Source organism: Flavobacterium arsenatis (assembly GCF_031456785.1).
GTDB lineage: Bacteria > Bacteroidota > Bacteroidia > Flavobacteriales > Flavobacteriaceae > Flavobacterium > Flavobacterium arsenatis.
Window position 1 is genome coordinate 124293 of the sequence record NZ_JAVDVI010000012.1, and the last position, 21185, is coordinate 145477.

General features: G+C 32.2%; 23 protein-coding genes. 2 read left to right on the forward strand and 21 right to left on the reverse strand.

The features are described from left to right. Positions 1–119: 119 nt before the first annotated feature. The 20 genes from J2X31_RS13540 to J2X31_RS13635 form a co-directional block, all read right to left on the reverse strand. Positions 120–794 (reverse strand): acyltransferase, encoded by a 675-nt coding sequence (locus J2X31_RS13540; RefSeq protein WP_310027351.1) that lies wholly within the window; start codon positions 792–794, stop codon positions 120–122. Next, the gene (locus J2X31_RS13545) at positions 791–2047 is read right to left on the reverse strand and encodes an oligosaccharide flippase family protein (protein ID WP_310027352.1); all 1257 of its coding nucleotides are present in this window, start codon (positions 2045–2047) and stop codon (positions 791–793) included. Before J2X31_RS13545 ends, J2X31_RS13540 begins: the two co-directional genes overlap by 4 nt. Continuing rightward, the gene (locus J2X31_RS13550) at positions 2048–2572 is read right to left on the reverse strand and encodes a hypothetical protein (protein ID WP_310027353.1); all 525 of its coding nucleotides are present in this window, start codon (positions 2570–2572) and stop codon (positions 2048–2050) included. It abuts the gene before it with no gap. Between the two features lie 72 nt (positions 2573–2644). After that, positions 2645–3196, reverse strand: coding sequence for a hypothetical protein (locus J2X31_RS13555; protein WP_310027354.1), 552 nt, complete (start codon positions 3194–3196; stop codon positions 2645–2647). Between the two features lie 28 nt (positions 3197–3224). Next, positions 3225–5081 carry a glycosyltransferase family 39 protein gene (locus J2X31_RS13560; protein WP_310027356.1) on the reverse strand — a complete coding sequence of 619 codons (1857 nt, stop codon included), beginning with the start codon at positions 5079–5081 and terminating at the stop codon, positions 3225–3227. A 4-nt stretch (positions 5082–5085) separates the two neighbouring features. Beyond that, a complete protein-coding gene (locus J2X31_RS13565) occupies positions 5086–6183 on the reverse strand; it encodes an acyltransferase family protein (protein ID WP_310027357.1) in 1098 nt (365 codons plus the stop codon). A gap of 86 nt (positions 6184–6269) precedes the next feature. Beyond that, positions 6270–7412 (reverse strand): dTDP-4-amino-4,6-dideoxygalactose transaminase, encoded by a 1143-nt coding sequence (gene rffA / locus J2X31_RS13570; RefSeq protein ID WP_310027359.1) that lies wholly within the window; start codon positions 7410–7412, stop codon positions 6270–6272. A gap of 1 nt (position 7413) precedes the next feature. Continuing rightward, positions 7414–8031 (reverse strand): acetyltransferase, encoded by a 618-nt coding sequence (locus J2X31_RS13575; protein ID WP_310027361.1) that lies wholly within the window; start codon positions 8029–8031, stop codon positions 7414–7416. Beyond that, a complete protein-coding gene (locus tag J2X31_RS13580) occupies positions 8024–8950 on the reverse strand; it encodes a glycosyltransferase family 2 protein (RefSeq protein WP_310027363.1) in 927 nt (308 codons plus the stop codon). The genes J2X31_RS13575 and J2X31_RS13580 overlap by 8 nt, the downstream gene beginning before the upstream one ends. Continuing rightward, the gene (locus tag J2X31_RS13585) at positions 8947–10056 is read right to left on the reverse strand and encodes an ATP-grasp domain-containing protein (protein ID WP_310027364.1); all 1110 of its coding nucleotides are present in this window, start codon (positions 10054–10056) and stop codon (positions 8947–8949) included. The genes J2X31_RS13580 and J2X31_RS13585 overlap by 4 nt, the downstream gene beginning before the upstream one ends. Then, positions 10053–10952: a dTDP-4-dehydrorhamnose reductase gene (gene rfbD, locus J2X31_RS13590; protein WP_310027365.1), complete on the reverse strand. Its 900-nt coding sequence runs from the start codon at positions 10950–10952 to the stop codon at positions 10053–10055. Before rfbD ends, J2X31_RS13585 begins: the two co-directional genes overlap by 4 nt. After that, positions 10946–11497 (reverse strand): dTDP-4-dehydrorhamnose 3,5-epimerase, encoded by a 552-nt coding sequence (gene rfbC / locus J2X31_RS13595; protein WP_310027366.1) that lies wholly within the window; start codon positions 11495–11497, stop codon positions 10946–10948. Before rfbC ends, rfbD begins: the two co-directional genes overlap by 7 nt. A 3-nt stretch (positions 11498–11500) precedes the next feature. After that, positions 11501–12358, reverse strand: a complete 858-nt coding sequence (rfbA, locus tag J2X31_RS13600) for a glucose-1-phosphate thymidylyltransferase RfbA (protein WP_310027367.1) — start codon at positions 12356–12358, stop codon at positions 11501–11503. Between the two features lie 6 nt (positions 12359–12364). Beyond that, a complete protein-coding gene (locus tag J2X31_RS13605; protein WP_310027368.1) occupies positions 12365–13345 on the reverse strand; it encodes a hypothetical protein in 981 nt (326 codons plus the stop codon). Positions 13346–13355: 10 nt separating this feature from the next. Further along, positions 13356–15047, reverse strand: a complete 1692-nt coding sequence (locus J2X31_RS13610; protein WP_310027369.1) for a DUF6909 family protein — start codon at positions 15045–15047, stop codon at positions 13356–13358. 227 nt (positions 15048–15274) lie between these two features. Further along, the gene (locus J2X31_RS13615; protein WP_310027370.1) at positions 15275–16144 is read right to left on the reverse strand and encodes a carboxypeptidase-like regulatory domain-containing protein; all 870 of its coding nucleotides are present in this window, start codon (positions 16142–16144) and stop codon (positions 15275–15277) included. After that, positions 16145–17062 (reverse strand): carboxypeptidase-like regulatory domain-containing protein, encoded by a 918-nt coding sequence (locus J2X31_RS13620; protein WP_310027371.1) that lies wholly within the window; start codon positions 17060–17062, stop codon positions 16145–16147. It abuts the gene before it with no gap. Beyond that, positions 17059–18564 carry a GH3 auxin-responsive promoter family protein gene (locus tag J2X31_RS13625; protein ID WP_310027372.1) on the reverse strand — a complete coding sequence of 502 codons (1506 nt, stop codon included), beginning with the start codon at positions 18562–18564 and terminating at the stop codon, positions 17059–17061. Before J2X31_RS13625 ends, J2X31_RS13620 begins: the two co-directional genes overlap by 4 nt. Continuing rightward, positions 18491–18760, reverse strand: coding sequence for a hypothetical protein (locus tag J2X31_RS13630; RefSeq protein WP_310027373.1), 270 nt, complete (start codon positions 18758–18760; stop codon positions 18491–18493). Before J2X31_RS13630 ends, J2X31_RS13625 begins: the two co-directional genes overlap by 74 nt. Beyond that, positions 18753–19622 (reverse strand): M23 family metallopeptidase, encoded by an 870-nt coding sequence (locus J2X31_RS13635; RefSeq protein WP_310027374.1) that lies wholly within the window; start codon positions 19620–19622, stop codon positions 18753–18755. The genes J2X31_RS13630 and J2X31_RS13635 overlap by 8 nt, the downstream gene beginning before the upstream one ends. A gap of 320 nt (positions 19623–19942) precedes the next feature. Here J2X31_RS13635 and tatA point away from each other — a divergent pair, with 320 nt between their 5' ends. Next, positions 19943–20122 (forward strand): twin-arginine translocase TatA/TatE family subunit, encoded by a 180-nt coding sequence (tatA, locus tag J2X31_RS13640; protein WP_310027375.1) that lies wholly within the window; start codon positions 19943–19945, stop codon positions 20120–20122. A 193-nt stretch (positions 20123–20315) separates the two neighbouring features. Beyond that, complete coding sequence (locus J2X31_RS13645; protein WP_310027376.1) at positions 20316–20687, forward strand: DoxX family membrane protein; 372 nt, start codon at positions 20316–20318, stop codon at positions 20685–20687. Between the two features lie 38 nt (positions 20688–20725). Here J2X31_RS13645 and J2X31_RS13650 read toward each other — a convergent pair whose 3' ends face one another. Beyond that, positions 20726–21040, reverse strand: a complete 315-nt coding sequence (locus J2X31_RS13650; RefSeq protein WP_310027377.1) for a nucleotidyl transferase AbiEii/AbiGii toxin family protein — start codon at positions 21038–21040, stop codon at positions 20726–20728. Between the last annotated feature and the right edge of the window lie 145 nt (positions 21041–21185).

Consider the following 21185-nt stretch of genomic DNA (forward strand, 5'->3'; position numbering starts at 1 on the left):
GAAGTATTGCAGTCATCCAAACTACAAAAGAGAGTTCATAGATGTTAAAAAACGGAACTATTACACAAACAATAAAAAGAAATTGATTCAGGTTTGCTTTATTGAGTACTATTCTCATCCTAAATAGATTTTAATACTTTTGCAGGAACACCTCCAATTATTGAATTGTCTGGATAAATGCCGTTGACAACTGCTCCGGCTGCAACTACAGAATTGTTGCCTACAACACAACCGTCCAGAAAAGTAACTTTGGCTCCAACCCAAATATTGTTCCCTAATTTTATCCCTTTGGATGTAACGCCTTGTTCTCTGATAAGTTTTGAAGTATCGCTATAATTGTGATTCTCTGAATGAAAACTGATGTAAGATCCCATTATCACATCGTTTCCAATTTCTATTCCTCCGGCAGCTCCAAACTCTGTAAATTGGCCAATTGCGGAATTGTTACCCATTTTTAATCCCTTTCCGTATTTTGACATGTGGCTGGTTGAACTAAGTGTGGAATAGGCTCCTATTTTTACACAATCGCCAAGGATAATCTCTTCTGATGAAAATCCATCAATACGACAATGTTCGTCAATGGTAACGCTTTTTCCGAAAACTATATTTTGTGGATTTTGAATTTTAGTATTAGATCCTATAAAAACTTTTTTTCCTGTTTTAAGAATGCCTCTGATGAGCATCGTGCTTCTTTTTAGAAGAACCGCTACAATGAGTTTTTGAGGAATTCTAGCATCTACAACATAGCTTTTTCCAGATTTATTTAATAACTTTTGAAATAAATTCTTTATCATAAAAGCTTTTGGGTTTTCTTTAGTTGGTAAAGATAAAAAATAATAACAATTAAATCCGTTGCTATCAGGGAATAAAAAACGCCATAAACCTGAAGTTTTGGCAATAGAACAACAATCGTAATCAAATTTATGACTACCATTATTGAGGTTAATTTCACATAAAAAAGTTTATAGTTTAATGCCAGGATCAATTGTTTTAAGGGAATGGAGATGGCTAAAATCAAGGGTATAAAAACAGCTACTTGTAATAAATTACTTAAAATATATCGATTTGTCGGATTAAAATACGACACAATCTCATAAGAGAACGTATATAAAAAAACCATACCTATTGCGATCAAGATTAGATTTGCCCCATTATAAATCAGCCAATTTTTGATACCTTTTTTATAATCAATTTCTATCAAATAGCAAACTTTCGGGAAAACATAATTAAAAAACAAAAAGATATAGGTCTTGAAAATAACGATAATTTGTTCTACAATTCGGTATTGTCCCGCCATCAAATTATTTCCGAAATAACTGATCAATACAACAGGGGCATATAGCTGCAATGAAACAAATATTTGTGAAGAGAACATTGAAAAATCTTTTCTGATATGATGCACAACATCCGATTTATTGACCGAAAGAAATGAGAATTGGTGCTTCCTCAACACCAATATAAACATTAAAGTGTTCGAAACAATCATTCCGATTCCCCACCACATATTGATGTAGATATAATCTGATTCCTTTTTTATGGTAATGAAAATCCCGAAAAGGTAAATTGTTTTTGAAATTATATTTAAAACCGTAATCCATTTAACGTTTTCTATTCCTTGCAAGAACCATGTTGGGTTAATGAATTGTCCTACTAGTACAAGAAGTCCGAGAAAGAACATTTGTCTTTCTGATTGAAAATAAGGAAAGGAAAAGAAAATGATACTTGTAATTACCAATACAGCAATTAAAATAATGGCTTTTACCAAATAGGTTGTGGTGAAAATCTTATTCAGAATTTCGGAATTGTCCCTGTTGACAGCAACATCCCTAACGCCAATTATATCGGATCCAAAATCAACAAAAACAATTAAGAAAAAGGCAATTGCCATTCCTACGGCTGATTTTCCAAAATTTTCTTCGCCACAAACCGATACAATATAAGGAATCACCAATAAAGGTGTTACTAGATTAAAGAGCTGACCAAAACCATAAATGCTAAGTTTTTGGAATTGCTTGTGGAATAGTATTTTCTTAAGCAATTGGTGCATTTATTTCTGATCTTTTTTAGAATACAGCTGATTTAAAGTTTTAAATAATTCATCACCGTTAGGGTATAGTGAAGGTCCAACAATTTGGTTTTTTTCTTTTCTTTCTAAACTTCCTGTAAGTTTATCAATGGTTGTGTTTGAATCATCTACTCTAAATAAATAATAAACTTCTTCACCTTTTGCAGTAAAGTTTTTATTCTTATAAGTGAATTTTACTTCGTTTATTATAATTTCAGGTTGACTGATATTTCTTCCAAAGTCAAGACGTATTTGTTTTGGCTGAATAGAATCTGGAAAAACAATTTGTATTTTTTGATTTTTCTTGCTTCCTTTTATTTTGGTCCAAAAAGACTGCTTATCATTAAATTCTATAGAATTATCGGTAGTATAATATGTGTTTATAGAATCTGTAGTTTTTATTACAGCATCTATGCTTACTACAAGCTGATTTATATTGTTTTTATTTTCACAATTAAAAAACAATGTTAATACTGCTACAAAACTTATTATTTTTATTGCTTTCATAGGTTTTTACTTGATTACGTAAAAATACTAGTTTTATTTCAAAAAAAAAGTGAACTTTCGTTCACTTTTAAATTATTTCTTTGTTGTTATTTCCTTTATCTTATCAACTGTTAATTGTGTTGGATAATAGTATGGCGTTTTATACACACCATCTTTTGCTAAAATTGTTAACGTCCCTTTTGCAGGGTCTGTTTTTGTTACAAATTGTTCGTCTTTAATAAAATAGTTAAAGAAATCTGACCCTTTAAATTGAAATTTATTACCATAATAATCAAATTTAACGCTTTTAACTACAACTGAATCTTGATTTTTTAATCCAAAATCTAAACGAACATGAGTTGGTAAAGTTTCTTCCGACAAATTATACAAAACAACTTGAGATGTCTTCCCTCCATTAATACCATACCATTTAGCATTTATGTCTTCAAAGTTTGACGTTCCATCTTCTGAAAAATACATAGCGAAATCATCAGTTTTTGACGCAAATGCATCAATTTCAACACTAAAAAACTCATTTACTGGTTCTGTGTTTTCTTTATTCTCTTTAGATTCTTCATTTTTACCGTTACACGAAACTAATGTTGCTATTGATACTAATAAAAGTATTAAAAAATTATTTTTCATTTTTTTAAGTTTTTGCAAATATATAATTTTATTTTATTTTTATTTCAATTTTTGAAATTTGTAGGTTTCTATCAACGTTTCCTTTCGAAAAATCATTAATAAAAGCTATATCTAGTTGAAAATCAGAAGATACTTCTTGATTGTAATCAATTTTGATGGTTTCAATTGCTTTTTCTGATGATTCAAATGTTCCATAAATTTTGTCATTTATAAAAACCATAAATTTTGCATTTTCGTTATCAATTTTTGATTGCGGATGACTAATACATGAAATTTCAATAGAATATTTTCCTTTTTCTAAAACCATTGGTAAAGAACTTGATTTTGAGTTTTCAAAGAACATTAGGTTTCCAGTGCCGTCAAATTGAGCATTACTAAATTGATTTAACTTTAAAGATTTTTCACTTTTAGAAATTATTTTATTGGATATGTAATGTTTAGCCCAACAATCATGTAAATCAATGCTTTTATTTAATGTGTAATTTTTATCTAAGAAATCCTGTGTTTCTGGGGCAACAGCATATGGTCTTGAATTTCCATCAATATACCAGAAGTTTTCTTGAATGACTGAATTTGTTTTAACGTCGTTTATGTACAAATCTAGGTTTTTTTCGTAAATATTTTTATTTGTGTATTCTCTATCTAAATAAAACGATAGAAGCCAACCCCAATTTGAAACTATTGTTTCTTTGTTTTTATTTTCATCTAAAACTCTAATTGCTAATTCATTAAACTGTGATTTTACTCTAGTGTTATAATAATCTTTTTGAACAAATAAACTATATAAAAAAACAAAAGCCATTATTAACGTTAGTGAAAATTTAATTTTTACATTTCTAAAATAAGATATTAATAATGATATAGATAGAACAAATCCTGGCGCTAATGCAATTAAATATCTTGGTAATATTAACGATGTTTGCCCGTAGGATTTTATTAAAATAAATAAAAAGTAAAAACCAACCCAAACAAAAACAATAATAAAATTTAATAAATTTTGGTTTTTACTAAAGTCTTCTTTCTTTTTCAAACCAATAATTATTAGTACTAAAAAGAAAGGAAATGAAAAAATTGATATTAATAATAACACATTGTTTCCCCCTGTAATTTGTTGTAAAACAAAAACAACATATTCATAACTTGGTTTTTGTGTCCAAAAAGATGATGTTGCTTTAGAAACTTTTTCTACAATTTGATAGACTGGATAAAAAACTAATAACGTTACAATTCCTGATAAAAAACTATATTTAATATAATTTATTCTTTCTTCTTTTGTTTTTAAAAACAAAAACCAGATAGCAATTATTAAATAAATACTCATTACACAAACAATTGCTATTGGTTGAGTGTTTGTAATTAACCCACTAAAAATACCTAAATAAATAGCATTTTTAAGATTTATATTTTTTAAAAACAATGTTAGCCTGTATACAGATAAAATTAAAAACATAGCTAACATTTCATACGATCTTGCTTCTTGAGAATATTCAATGAGAAAAGGGTGTACCGCTAACAAACAAGCCGCAATATAACCTGTTTCCTTATCTTTCATAGATTTCCCAAGCAAATACATTCCATAAACAGATATTACACCAGATATTACAGACACCAATCGAATTGTATATAAAGTATGTCCAAAAATTAAACTAAAAAAGCGAACAACTAAAAAGTAAAAATGAGGAATTCCTTCTCTAAACATAATTACATCATCAAATTCTTTAAAGGTTAAATTTGGGTCAGCTTCTTTTAAAGTGTGTAATTCATCTAGCCAAGCACCTTGAAAATCCAATTTATAAAGTCTTAAAATGATTGCTAAAATTATTATTGCCGTTAAAATATAATTAAACTTTATTTTTTTTGAGTTAATATTTATGTTTATGTCCATAATTTTATTTAAATCTATTTTTTAATTTAATGAAGTATTTCTCAAAAAATTCATAAGAAAAAATTGAAAAAAACACAGTGAGTGTTAGTATTGTAAAATATTCAATAAATATGTTTTTATTATTAATTATTTGCATTGTGTTTAATACCAAAACAATTATTACTGAGTGAAACATATACATACTATATGTTACTTGCCCTAAGTAATTAAAAATTTTATTTTCTAATTTAAAAATACTTTTATTGTTTTTTGATAAATTAACAATGATTAATCCAAACAAAATAGAATAAATTTGATTAATATACAAGGAAAAATATGAGTTAAAGACAATAAAAAATAATAACAACAAATATATAATGACTTGAAGAATTGGTTTATAAAAGTAGTGAAGAATTCTATAATTAATAAAAACTAAATAGGCGAAAAAACCTCCCACTAATAATGAATCAAATGATGGGAAATCAAAAAACAAAATAATTTTATCATATAAATTGTTTTTTATTAATTCACTTTTAAACACAAAAATCAGCATTGTTTTTAATATTATATAACTTGAAAACAAAATTATCATTAGGTTTTTTAATGGTTTTGTTTTTTTTAAAATCCAAGGCCATATTAAATAAAATTGCTCCTCATATCCAATTGACCACATTTGACTTGCAAACAAAACTGGAGGAAAAATGCCTAAACATAAATTTGGTAAAAAACAAATGAACAATATAAGTTTTGAAATAAAATTATCATGTATGCTATTTGAAAGTTCGTTAATTTGAAGGATTTTTATTTGTGGAAAAACAAAAAAGCTCAATACTATAAGTAAAAAATACAAAGGCCAAATTCTTAGTATTCTTCTTTTGTAAAACTTTGAAACAGATATAGTGTTTGAGTTGTTTTTTTCTGTCAATAATAAAAAAGTAATCAAAAAACCACTTAATACAAAAAATAAATTTACACCAATTTTACCAAGATTATTAATGATTAAATTATCAAAATAATTGGGTAAATGCATAATTTTTTTGAACTGTTCTATATGGTGAATCACTACTAAAATTGCAGCAATAAATCTTAAACTGTTTAAATTTTGAAAATAAACTTTACTCATTAACTAATATTCTAAAAATTTTATTTTTCAAATTAACATTGATATCCATGTTATATTTTAAAAGGTTTATTTACAGAAATAAGATGCTAAGTTTCATTGTAAGAAACTCCATCAATTATTTCATTTATTACTTCCTTTACATCTAACTCATAAAACAAAGGCAGTCTTAATAAAGTATCAGTAAAATTATCTGTATTATTTAAAATTCTTCCATCATGTTTATCAATATAATATGGGCTTGAATGCAAGCTGATATAATGAAAAACAGGATGTATGTTTTTTGATTTTAATTTATTTATTATTTCTGTACGTTGTTCAATATTTTTACATTTTATAAAAAACATATGTCCATTATTGGTAGCATAATCTGGAATTATTGGCAGTTGAATTTCATTTTTTAAAGCCCAGTTTTCTAATTGTTTTTTATAGTTTTCCCAGTGTGATTTTCTTTTTTGTTGAATATCTTCTAGATTTTCTAATTGTGCCCATAAAAATGCTGCTATGATTTCTGATGGTAAAAACGAACTTCCAATATCAACCCAGCCATATTTATCTACTTCGCCTCTAAAAAATGCAGAGCGATTGGTTCCTTTTTCCCAAATAATTTCGGCACGTTCTATAAATTGTTCGTCATTTATTGCTAACATTCCTCCTTCGCCGGAAATAATATTTTTGGTTTCATGAAAAGAAAAAGCGGCTAAATGTCCTATTGAACCTAAAGCTTTTTTAATTCCGTCTTTTCCGGTATAATAACTATCAATAGCTTGTGCTGCATCTTCTATTACAAATAAATTGTGTTCTTTTGCCAATTCCATAATTACATCCATATCACATGCAACGCCAGCATAATGAACCGGAACAATAGCTTTGGTTTTTGACGTAATTAACGACTCCAACTTACTGCAATCCATGTTTGGATGATTGGGTAAACTATCGGCAAAAACTATTTTTGCACCTCTTAAAACAAAGGCATTTGATGTTGAAACAAAAGTATATGATGGCATAATTACCTCATCGCCTACTTTTAAATCAATAAGTATTGCCGCCATTTCTAGCGCATCGGTACACGATGTTGTAAGTAATGTTTTTTTGAAGCCAAAATTATTTTCAAAATATTCCTGACATTTTTGTGTGTATTTTCCGTTTCCAGATATTTTTCCAGAAGCAACTGCATCTGAAATATATTCTGTTTCTTTTCCTGATAAATACGGCTTGTTAAATGGAATCATGTTATCTTATAAATTTTGCTGGATTACCAACGTATAATCCTTTTTTGATAATATTTTTTACAACTACAGTTCCTGCTCCGATAGTTGCTTCGTTTACAATAGTAATATTGTCTTTAATTGATGCGTTAATTCCTATAAAACATTCCTCTTCAATCAAACAAAAACCAGCTATCGAAACAGATGGTGCTAAAAAACAACTAGATCCAATAATAGTATCGTGTGCAATAGTACAATTCAAATTAAGTATGGTGTTGTGTTTTATAATTACCTTTTTATCTATTGCACATTTTGGATATATAACACATCCGTCTTGAATATTTGCTGATTTATCAACCCAAGATGTGGAATGAATTATTTTGCCAAATTTTATTTTATCTTTTAAAAAATTAAACTTTTCCTCTCTTGCTTTTAAATGATTATACCCTATTCCAATAATTAGTTCGTCAAAAAAATTAGAATTAAAATCATTAACTAAATCGTTTGTATTTCCTTTAATTTCTTTATCAATATTAAAGTCATCATAAAAAATGACCTTGCTATAATGCTTATCTATTAATGCAAAGTTTGCAATTTGTTTTCCAAGTTCTCCTGCTCCTAAAATTGCTAAAACTTTATTCATAAATCTTCTTTATTATAGCATTTGGTCTTCCTTGTACTTGTTTAAATATTTTAAAAATATAGATGCCAATCAAACCTAAAAAGGTTGAAATAATTCCTAAAATTAAAACATTAATTGCCACAATAGATGTCCAACCTAATTGCACTTCACCTTGATGAATTATTTTTTGTACAGCTAAATACATTAAAAAAAGAAAACTAAAAAAAGAAATTGATACACCTATGTAAAATAACCATTCTAATGGCTTACCAGAAAATGAAGTTATTGCCTGTAGCATCAATTCGGCTCTTTTTTTTATCGTATAAGTACTAGCTCCTTTTCTAAATCCCTTTTTAACTGAAATCCCTTTTTGATTAAAACCTACCCAATAAAACATTCCGCCAATAAATAAATTTGCGTCTTGTAATCGTAATAACTCATTAACATATTGCCTTGTCATTAATCTTTCTGTAAGTATATTATGAGGGATTTTTGTGTCTGACAATTTATTGATTAAAACCCAAAAAACACTTCCTGCTTTCTTCTCTATAAAGTTACCTTTTCTAGCTTCTTGATAACCATAAACCACATCGGTGGTAGTATCCCTTTTTATTTCATTATAAAAATCAATTAAAATACTTGGAGGCGTCTCTAAATCATTATCTATAAGAAAAATGTAATCACCAGTGGCATAACTTAATCCTGCCTGAATGGCATAATGGTGTCCAAAATTCCTAGATAAATCTATAATTTTTATTTGAGATATATCTTTTTTCCTTTCTAACAAATAGGCTATAGAATCGTCTGGCGAACCGTCATTTACAAAAATTAATTCAAAATTTTCAACCGCTATTATTTCTATAGCACTGATTATTTCTTTCAAGAAAACTTCCAGAAAACCTTTAGATTTATATAATGTAGTAACTACTGAAAGTTTCATAATAGTTTTATTTTTTTAGTATCTTGATAAATTAAATATCCAGATCTGTCGTTACTATTTGTGATATTTATTAATTCTGTATTTTGAATTTCTTTTTGAATATCAAATATATTTATTTGACTAAAATAAGGTAAAATTTGTTCGGTTTGTTTACATAAAAAATAAACTCCCGAGAAATTATTGGCTTTTAAAATTGGTTTTTTGTATTTCCCTAATGCAATATTAATTACACCTTCTAAAAAATCGTAACTAGTTGATAATTTAACTAAATGAGAACCTATAAAGTCGCCACCCATCCTTGCTCCAACTTCTATGACATAAACTTCTCCAGCTGATGTGATTTTAAATTCAGAATGTGCTGCACCAAAATTAATATCTAATGCTTTTAAACATTTAATCGCTTCTGTTTTAATTTTATCCTGGATCTCTTTTGATAATCCGGAAGGCTGATGGTGTTCTAATTCTACAAAATGTGGTGCTCCAGTTGTAATTTTATCCGTAATTGCCAATATTGTGTGTTCTCCATTCCACGAAATAGATTCCACACTTACTTCATCACCTTCAATATATTCTTCTACTATGGCTTTTTTAGAAAATGATTCATCTATAGCATAAATAATAGCTTGTAATAGTTCATTTTCAAACATAACTTTTGTCACTCCTCTACTTCCAGACCGATCTACAGGCTTTACAATAAGTGGAAATTTGAAACCCTTAATATTAAATGTGCTATTATTTATTTCTATAAATTTAGGAATACAACAATTGTCTTTTCTAAAAGCATTTCTCATTGCACCTTTGTTTGTAGAAGCAAATGAAGAAGTAAAACTATTTGAAACTAAATCCATTTTTTCTGCAACATAGCAAATGGTTGGAACCGCCATATCTGTAGCTATTGTGGTAATTCCATCAATATTAATTTCAATGCATTTCTGTAAAATATCTTCTTTTTTTAAAATAGAAATTGGATAAAAATAATCGGCAATGTCTTTACACACCGCACCTTCTGGCCAAGCAAAACAATGAGTCTCTATGCCCATTTCTTTTGCTTTTTCCACTAATGGAAGTTGTAAATAGCTAGCGCCAATAATTGCTAATTTTTTCAAATTTCTTTTAACCTTTCTTCCCAATCCGAAATTTCTTCCGAAATTTCTGAACCAAAAACCTCCTTTATCTTACTCTTATCCAAAACACTATAACTAGGACGTTTCGCAGGGGTAGGATAGCTTGAAGTAGGAATCGGCTGTAAATCTATTTCAATTTTATTAATTTCAAATATTTTTTTAGCAAATTCATACCAAGAGCACTGACCTTCGTTGCTGAAGTTGAAAATTTTAGATGAAAGATGGAAGATGGAAAATGGAAGATGGGATTGAGATGCTAAAACAAGTTCAGCATGGCAAAATGTGATAATTCTCACCAAAACTTCTGCCAAATCAACTGCATTTGTTGGAGTTCCAATTTGGTCGTTTACAACTGAAAGTGAATCTCTTTCGGCACCCAACCTCAACATTGTCTTCATGAAATTATTCCCAAATTGAGAATATACCCACGATGTCCTGATGATGAAATGTTTTTCCCAGATTTCCTGAATGGCTTTTTCTCCGTCCAATTTGGTTTGTCCATAAACTCCTGTCGGATTTGGAGTGTCGTCTTCGGTATAAGGTTTTGAAGCATTTCCATCAAAAACAAAATCGGTAGAAATATGAAGCAAAACCGTGTTGTTTTCTTTGCAAACTTTTGCCAAATTTTCAGCTCCTGTAACGTTTATTGCATATGCTTTTTCTGGTTCGCTTTCGGCTTTATCAACTGCAGTATAGGCTGCTGCATTGATGCAAAAATCAGGTTTTATTTCAGAAAAAATGGTTTTGCAATTTTCTAAATCCGTAATATTCAACTCGGATGAATTATAAAAATGAAACTTGATTTGGGGATAGTTTGGTGCAATAAATTGCAAGGATTGTCCCAATTGTCCTGAAGCTCCTGTTACTACTACTACCATGCTTTTTTTGCGTTATCAATTGTTGGTTGCACTTTGTCTTTCTCGGAAATTATAAGTTCGCTTTCTTGAAATTGCCAGTCGATGTTTAGACTTGGATCATTATAAATAATGCCACCTTCGGATTCTTTATTATAAAAATTATCGCATTTGTAGAAAAAAGTTGCTGTTTCGCTCAATACCAAAAATCCATGTGCAAAACCTCTTGGAACAAAAAATTGCTTTTGATTTTCTGCCGAAAGCATGATAGAAACATGTTGCCCAAAAGTTTCAGAATCGGGACGGATATCTACCGCCACATCCAAAACTTCGCCCGATAGAACACGAACCAATTTTGCCTGAGCATGTTCGCCCGTTTGATAATGCAACCCTCTTAAAACGCCTTTTGTAGAATAGGATTGATTGTCTTGAACAAAATGAACTTCTTGATTGGTGTTTTCTTGAAAAGTTTTTTCATTGAAGCTTTCCATGAAATAACCTCTTTCATCAAAAATTATTTTGGGCTCAAGGACAAAACATCCTTTTAATTTGGTTGGTATAAAATTCATAATTTATATAATGCTTAACAAATGCTTTCCGTATCCACTTTTCAATAATGGTTCTGCCAATTTCCTCAATTGTTCTGCATCAATGAAGCCCATCTTGAAAGCGGCTTCTTCGATTGAACCAATTTTCAATCCTTGACGTTCTTCAATAACTTGAACGAACTGTGAAGCTTGCATCAAGGAATTAAATGTTCCGGTATCAAACCAAGCGGTTCCTCTATCTAAAATACTAACTTTGAGTTTTCCTCTTCTCAAGTATTCTTTGTTGACATCAGTAATTTCAATTTCGCCTCTATGGCTTGGTTTTATATTTGCTGCAATTTCAACAACATCATTGTCGTAGAAATAAATTCCTGGAACGGCATAATTTGATTTTGGGGAAAGGGGTTTTTCTTCGATAGAAAGCACTTTTCCATTTTCGTCAAAGTCTACCACGCCATAACGTTCAGGATCGTGAACATGATAGGCATAAATAATGCCACCATCTGGGTCATTATTAGCTTGAAGCAAATCTGAAAGACCTGTTCCATAAAAAATATTATCGCCTAAAACCAAGGCTACTTTATCATTTCCAATAAATTCTTTTCCAATAACAAAAGCCTCAGCCAGACCATTTGGATGTTCCTGGACTGCATATTCAAATCGGCATCCTAACCTGGAACCATCTCCCAACAATTGCCTGAAAAGAGGCAAATCGTGAGGTGTGGAAATTATCAATATTTCTCTAATTCCGGACCAAATTAAGGACGACAACGGATAATAAATCATCGGTTTGTCATAAATGGGCATCAATTGTTTACTTACCGCCAACGTTAAAGGATGCAAACGCGTTCCTGAACCTCCCGCTAAAATAATTCCTTTCATAGCTTTTTAGTTTACTGTTCTTTCTTTGAATTTTGCAGATTGATTTTTGTAGAAACCAAAAAATAATTTTCCTATCACGAAGATAAAAATCAATAACAATGGCAGGATGAGTTTGTTTTTAGAACCTTTTTCAATATTGGCAATCACACTTACGTCTTTTATGATCTTTTCATAATTAACCAATTCAATTCTTCTATTTCCTTGTTCAGATACTAGATTGTATTTGGCCTGCAAAACTTCATTAAGCTGCGTATTTTCGTTATAATAAACCAAATTTGAATTGCTAGAACCTCTACTTACTTCATTTGCAAAACTATTCAAAACCGCATTAATTTGATTCAAGGTTTGCTCGTTATATTCCATTTTCACCTTGACATTGCTAACTATGTTTTTCTGAATTAACCTGAAATATTCACTGTCGTTAAGGCTGTTCAATAAAGGTTGAATTGTATTTTCATCCGTTGCTTTTCCTTTTGTTGAAAATGTAATACTGTGGTAGTTGTAGTTTTTACTAGTAATCTTGTCAGTTAAAACCTTGTCAATGCTACCATCTTCAGCCATCAATTTCAAAAGTTCAAAATTTTCTTCTCTGTCTCTAATGAAATTATACGGGTCAACAATTGGTTGTATTTCTAATTTAGATATTTTCTTTGGATATTTTAATCCGAGACCTTTCAAGAAAACCGTATCGCGTTCCTTTATTTTAGAATTGATCAGCTCGACTTTTCCATATAAATAATCAGCACTTCCGAAATTGGGAATTACAATAAGTTCGTGCTTGTATGATTTTTGATTAGTATCTAAAAAATATCCCAAGCCAATTCCAACTATAAATAAAACGGCAATTATGATGGCATTTTTAAAAACAAACTGAATGCAATCAAAAATAAAACCACCCATATTCTGAAATCCTTGGTTGATTTTTCTCGAAATCTGCGACAAATCAATTTCTTGATCGTCTGAATTTTGCTTTGGAGTAGTATTCATTGTAACTTATTTATTTTACGTTAAAAATTTGTTCTAATATCTTGATGGTAATCAAATAGGTTGGCTTTACACCAGTTGTTCCCAATCCGCCAGAAGCCAGTGTACTTCCCGTTTCCAGAGGATTATCCGAAGCATAATAGGCATATCTAACTTTCACATCCGGGTTGATGCTTTTCCTGATTCTTGATGCCGATTGGATGGCTTTCTGATAATATGCTCCTTCCATTTCCAAACCAATTACTCCCCAAGTCGAGTCATGGAAAAACTTTAACAAGTCTTTATTCTGCAATGATGTTCCTAAAACCGTAACCATAGGTCCGGCAAAAACAGCGATGTCATTTCCTTCGAACATATCGGCAGTCAATTCATTATCAAACCAATAATTATCGGCCGTTCCTTCGTTGATATGGGCCGATGGAATCATGATGTCTCCTTTTCCACCTTCAAGAATTCCAGCTTTACCCATGATTGAAACCGAAACCACATTCAACAATACTTTCTTGTCTTTAGATTCTTTGTAAGGTTTCAACAATTCATCGATGGTTTCATAGGCTTGTTCTCCAAACGCATAATCCATCACAATTATTACAGGCTTGTCTTCGTCTAGTTTTGCACCAGGAAAAGCCGATTTCTTCCAATCGATTTTCGCCGTATCAAAAATTTGAACGTCGATGTTGGTTCCTGAACTGTCGGGAAGCGAAATCATTCCGTGTTGTTTGGCAAATTCTTCTACCTTGTCACGAACTTCATTGGCTCCAGACTTGCTCAATTCTTCAAAAATAAAGAAATCCGACTTGTCCTTGAATTTTGTTTTCAAGACGTGTGTCGCAAAAATCGAATTCATCACACTGTGCATATTCGCACTGATGATGTGAATCGGACGGTTCAGCAAATCATTATCTCGCAGAACTTCTTTAATATTGGTGGCCCAAATTTCTCCGTGTATGTGATGTCCCAATCGTTCTCTCAAAATCGGACTAAACGTGATGGTGCGTTTCTTGTTTTCCAAAACCTCTTCCAAGGCCAATTTTCCCAACCAATAAATGACATGAAGGAAACGGTCTGGTTTTTCGGCAGTTCCAAAAGCATCATAGATATCCAAGATTTCAATAAAACTTCTTCCTAATATATTAGAAACATGTGAAATGGCTTTTTCCTTATCGTTTTGGGATAATTTTTTTGATTGTGTTACCACTTCCTCCAGTTTTTCCCAATCGCGAGTCACCTCACCATTTTCATCGAGCAAAACACTGTCTTTAATTTTATGAGATTCGATGAAGATAAAGGTCAAATGCGTCAGGATATCATAAATGTCCGAACGTCCTCGGGTAATTTCAACGTTCATCTGCTCGTCGTCAATACGGTAGCAATTTCTTTTTCGCTTTGGCGGAACAATTGCCTTGAAGTGCGATTTCGAATAGCCTTCATCCGAAGTCAGGTTGATGAAACGGCATTCCTCGATTCCAACAGGAAGTCGTTCTATAACATATAAAAGTCCGCTTAATTCTACTTTTTCTTCGGCAATTGTGCCATAAATTTCAGGTCTTAATTGCAGTAATGCTTCGCGAAGTGTATCTCCCGAAACGCCCATTGGCTTATAGAATCCTCTATTAAACAAATGTCGCATTGTAATGTACAGTCTCTCAATAGCTGCTGAAGACTCTTGGGCCCTAGAGCGTGAAATGTTTTTAATTTCTTTCATTCTTATTCTTTTCTAACCCGCAAATGTAGGTTTTTTATTTTTATTTTGTTAAAATAGCACTAGAGACATTAAGATACGAATCCAATTTAACTAAAGTATTTCTACACGAATTCCACAAATTTACACGAAAAGGCTGTTACTAAAATTTCACGAATTTAATAAAGTCAAAAAAAATTTGGTTTAAATTGCTTTTATGTTTGTATTAATTCATGAAAATTCGTGTCTCATTAATCCGTCAATATTAAATTGATATTCGGTTCATAAACACTCCTCGTTGTAGAATACGGGTTCAGTTCTTCCTTTGTTAGCTTGATCCATCTTCCTCCAGAATAGCTGAACAGATATTCTTTTTCAATCGAATTATAAAGCACTAATGGCGAATAGGTGATGTGTTTTTTGGTCGTGTTCGAATTATAATCTGTAACGGTTCGTTCTAGTTTGTTCTTTTCGATGATCAATTTCTCAAACGCTACAAAGATTCCATTCTTGGGCATCTGGATATTGAATTCGCTTACATCAACCTTATGCTTGAAAATGCCTTTTCGCAACGTCACGATATAATCCTTGCTCAACAATTCTTCGCCAGGAAAACCGTTTTCATCTACTTCGTACAGGTGCAATTTTATAGTAGCATCTTCCACTTTGCTATCGGTCAGTATCGTCACTTTCTGAATCCACTTCGTTTTTGCATATTCTTTTTGATACGGAAAAAACTTCGCGTCCATTCTTGGTCCGTTGTCAAAAGCTTCCTGGATGACGCTTTTGGTTTTGCCAATTTCAACTTGTTTTTTTTCTTTTTTGTTGGTTATCACAACTTCGCCAAGTTCTAAAGCCGAAGGAAACAAAAGTATAGATTTCGCCTCCGAAACCTTTACTACTTTCCGTTCATATCCCAAAACCGAAAAGACCAAATTCTTATTATGGTCGTTGGTGTTGATGGTAAATTCACCATTTTCTTCGGCAGTTGTGCCAATGTTTTCGTTTTCGACCCAAACGCTTACATACGGAATTGGTTGTCCTGTAATGCTGTCTTTGACGATTCCTTTGGTTTGAGCTTGTGAAACAAATACTATAAAAAAAAGAAAAATTGTTTTCATTTAATTGCTGATGGTAATATTAACTGATGGCACTAAATATTTATTATGGTATTTTTTCATCAGTATATTTTCAAAACTGTTAGGGTTTGGTATGGTGGTGATTGTAGATTTTTGCCATTTATTATCAATTTGTTTGTGCCATCCAACAGCTTCTTCAATTGGAACTAGTGGAATATCTGGCTCATAACTCATGCCTTTTGTGATTGTTTTATTTCCATTTTTGTCCTTAAAAGTATATTCTTCATAATACTTATTCTGTTCTACTTTTAATTTTTCAAAAACAATAAAAAAACCGTTTTGGGGAATTGCAATTTTTCTTGAAGATAAATCAATTACATTTTTAACTTTCCCTTTTTTTACCTCTACAATAATTTCTTCCGATAAAGTCCTTTCGCTAGGCGAACCGTCTTCGTTACTTTCAACAAGATAAATCCGAATAACTGCATTTTTATTTTTTGATAGTGTTTTGAACTTCAACTGATTGATAAACGGATACTTCTCTTTTTCTACTTCAGAAAAATTAAAATAGATTCCGTCAACAAAATGACTCATGTGATATCTAAAACCACCTGATTCATAATATCCTAGTTCCATTTTTTGCTTAACTGAATTTTGCTTAATTACAACTTCGTCAAGATGTATCGTAACCGATTTCAAAACAACTTTCTCAGCTTCTGTGGCTTTTATTGTTTTTGTTTCAAATCCTAATGCTGAAAAAATTAAGTTTTTTTCCTGATTTTTAATTTCTAAACTAAAACGGCCATCTTCTTCTGTGGTGGTACCTATATTTCCATTTTCTATCCAAATATTGACATACGGAATTGGCTTATTGTTTTCATCCACCACTAAGCCTTTGGTCTGCGAAAAACCTAAAAATCCAATCAAAAGCAACAACAAGAAACCTCTATTTTCTATCATCTATTCTCTTTTTTCAATTCATTCACAATCTTCCGATCGTTACTCAACCTCGGGATTTTATTTTGTCCGCCTAATTTCCCTATCGATTTCATATAGTCTTGAAAACCATTTTGGGCCACTTTCGTAATAACAAGTTTTCGCAACACCTTCCCTACTATCAAATCGTCATAATAGATGTTTTGTTTTCGCATCGCGTTGTCTATCGCTTCCGCAAAATGTTCCAGGTTGTCTGGTTCTCCCGAATCTTCGGAATCAAATTCTATGAACCATTCGTGGTACGGCAATCCTTCGTTTGGTGCAATTTGTGGGGCAACAGTAAATTCGTTGACACGGATGTTCGTCCCTTCCATCGCTTCCTTCAAGGCTTCCTCGACTTCCTTCCCAATGACATGTTCGCCAAAAGCTGAAATATAATGCTTGATTCTTCCTGAAACAACAACACGATAAGGTTTCAAAGAAGTAAATTGAACCGTGTCGCCAATATTGTAGCCCCAAAGTCCGGCATTTGTAGAAATAATCAACACATAATTCACTCCCAATTCGACTTCGCCAATGGTATATCGTCGTGGATTATCACTAAAAAATTCCTCTGATTTTATAAATTCATAAAAGATTCCTGCCTTCAAAAGCAACAGCATTCCCTTTTCCTTTTGTGAATCTTGGTAGGCAAAAAATCCTTCCGAAGCTGGAAAAAGCTCAATAGAATCGACTTTCCTTCCGATAAGATTCTCGAATTTTGCCCGATAGGGTTCATAATTCACACCTCCATAAATAAACAGATTGAAGTTCTTGAAGATTTCGCCAACGGGTTTGTTTGCTTTCTCTTTCAGTTTTTCAAAATACATCTGAACCCACGACGGAATTCCAGAAATAACCGCCATATCTTCGTTGATGGTTTCTTCGACAATCGCATCCACCTTGGTTTCCCAATCTTCAATGCAATTGGTTTCCCAACTTGGCATTCGGTTTTTCTGTAAGTATTTCGGAACAAAATGGGCAACGATTCCCGACAAGCGTCCGAATTGGATGCCGTTTTTTTCTTCCAAAATTGGACTTCCTTGAAGGAAAATCATCTTGCCGGAAACAAAATCGGCATTGCCTGTTTCGTGGATGTAAAGCAGTATGGCATTTCGGGCCGCTTGGATATGAAACGGCATTGATTCTTTTGTTAGCGGAATGTATTTTGCCCCAGAAGTGGTTCCGGATGTTTTGGCAAAATAAAGGGGTTTTCCTTTCCAAAGAACATCAGGTTCGCCTTTTACAACTTTGTCGATATAGGTTTTCAAACCTTCATAATCGCGAACGGGAACCTTTTTTGCAAAATCTTCGTAGGTCTTGATGTTTTCGAAATGATGGTCCTTGCCAAACTTTGTTTCCTTGGCTTGACGGATCAAATCCTTGAACACTTTTTGTTGTGTGGCAACAGGATCATTGGCCCATTTTTGGGTTTTGTTGTATATTTTTTTTGCAAAAATCTTGGCGGCTATGTTTTTTATTTTCATTTTTTATTGAGCATTGTTTGGGTTTAGCCCCGATTGAAATGGAAATCCTTGCTTTTGAAAATGTATTTTTTCCTGACAGAAAAGAGCGACCAACGGAAGCTCCTTTTGTGTCTTGGAAAAAAACATTTTCAAAAGCAAGATTGTAATGGAAAGCGGGAATAGCTCCCGATACTTCAGGGATAATATCATCATTCAAAGGCTATAAATTGTGTTGGGTCTATTGGGTATCCTTCTTTCCAGAGCTCAAAATGCAAATGTATTCCGGTTGATTGTTCGCCTGTTGAACCGGCAATTCCAATGACTTCGCCTGTTCTTACGGTATCTCCTTGATCGACGGTGAGCGACTCACAATGTTTGTAAACCGAAAGCAAACCGTCGTTGTGGCGTAAAATGGCTACGTTTCCGTTGGTTGGTGTCCAGTCGGCAAAAATCACGGTTCCGTTGGCAACCGATTTTACTGGCGTGTTCTTTGCCAAGGCGATATCTACGGCAAAGTGCTTGTTCTTTGCACTATAACCTTCAGTGATATGGCCTTTTACAGGTGCAAAAAGTACGGTTGATACTTTTGGGCTTGCTTGTTCGAATAAATTATACTTGTCTTCGTGGGCAACTTCTTCACGCAATTTTTTCTCTTGATCGGTAGGCGAAAGGTTCAGTTTCGAAAGATCGCTTGTGTTTCCTGCCTTGATGGAATCCTTGCTTATGTGGGCATAATCTACATTATCGGTCAATACCTTGCGAATCGAAGCGATGTAGGCCTCATTTTTTTGCAAAGCTTCTGAAAGCGAATCGGATTTCAAGGCTAATTCTGTTGCTTCTTTCTTGAGTTTTGACGAGGAATAGCCTGGAATATATTCCCGCAAAGGTGTAAAGGCGATGATAAAAGTGGTCACGAAAATGATGATGATCGCTCCAAGTGTGGCTACCACAAAGACGTTCATCAGGGTGAGTTTCAGCGAAAAGATTTCTTCAAAAGTGTCCTCGTTCAAAATAACCAGTCGGTTTTTTGTGAACAATTTTTTCTTGATGACCTGTCTTTTTAGTCTTTTTCCTGACATGATTGGGGTTTATGGAACAAATATAGCAATTTAAAGTTTTTTGTTGATTTTGAAATCGTGAAGAAACTATTTTACAGGTATTGCACGAATTTGCACGAATAAAAAAAATCTATAAATTACACCAAGTATAAAAAAGACCACAATAATTAATTTGTGAGAATTAGTGAAATTCGTGTCTAAAAAGAATTTAAATCTCAATACAATCAAAGCTTTAACGTTCTTTATGATAAATAATTGTAGTGCAAAACGAAGTAAAACAAATTTCTGTTTATCTTTGTGGCATATTTATACAAATTCGCGAAAGCATAAATTTATACATTATGGGAAGATTTGGAGTAACGGAGTGGGTTCTGGTTATTGCTGTAATTTTATTATTGTTTGGAGGTAAAAAAATTCCAGAATTGATGAAAGGTCTAGGAAGCGGTATCAAGGAATTCAAGAATGCAGCCAAGGGAGATGAAGACCAAACCGCAGCTAAAAAAGAAGAAGAGAAAAAATAAACGTAAAGCTTTCCATAAATGGGAAGCTTTTTTAGTTTCAGATTATTATAATCCGCAGAAAATCCGTTTGATCCGTCGAAATCTCTGCCTGTCGGCAAACAGGTGTGGCAAAAAACCGCTCATCATTATTTTCAACAACCAAGCACTTAATTTTTTAACTTCGCTATAACCAACAACTTAAAAAAGTATCAAAATGAAAATTGTAAAAACCATCCTCTGTGTCCTTTTCGGGCTGATGTTCATTAATGCCGGTCTGGATAAATTCTTTCATTATATGCCAATGCCAGAATTACCAGCTGAAATAATGAAACTTTACGAAGCTTTCGGAACCATCGTTTGGCTGATGCCTCTTGTGGGTTTTATAGAACTTGTAGGTGGTTTGCTGTTTATCTTCCCAAAAACAAGGGCTTTGGGAGCCATCGTCATTCTTCCAATTACTGTTGGAATCATTATTCATAACGCCGTTTTCATGCCAGAAGGTTTGGCTTTTGCAGGGCCATTCTTCCTGATCAATCTCTGGATGATTGCTGATAACTGGGGGAAATATAAACCGATGTTTTCTTAATAACAAGCCTCAAGTGATTGAGGCTTTTTTGGGTTTAATTACAACTTCAACACCTCAGCAATAATTTTTTGCTTGCAGGTTTCCCAGTTGAAATCTAAGTATATCGGTGGGGTCTGGTCTAAATCGGCATCAGAAAAATAGGTTAAACTTTTAATCATCATAAATTTTGAACCATCAAAATATTTTTTAAGATAAAAGTCAATCATTTCAGGCAAACTGAATTCTTGCAGCAAAAAATATAAATCAATAAAATCCTTTTTACTTCCTCTGCCATAAATGGCGTTCAATTTCATTGCTGCAACGTCTTCCCTTGATGCCATCCTTATTCCTTCTATGAGAATGGGTTTTTTCAAAAGTGCATATTGATAATTAACAAAATCGACTTTAACTCCATTAATAGAAGTAATTAATTCAAGTTGCTAGTTAATAGATTTTTTTAATTGGAGTCCAAAGACAAATAAAGTTAGCTTTATCAGAAAGCCTTCAAGTGTAACGGCG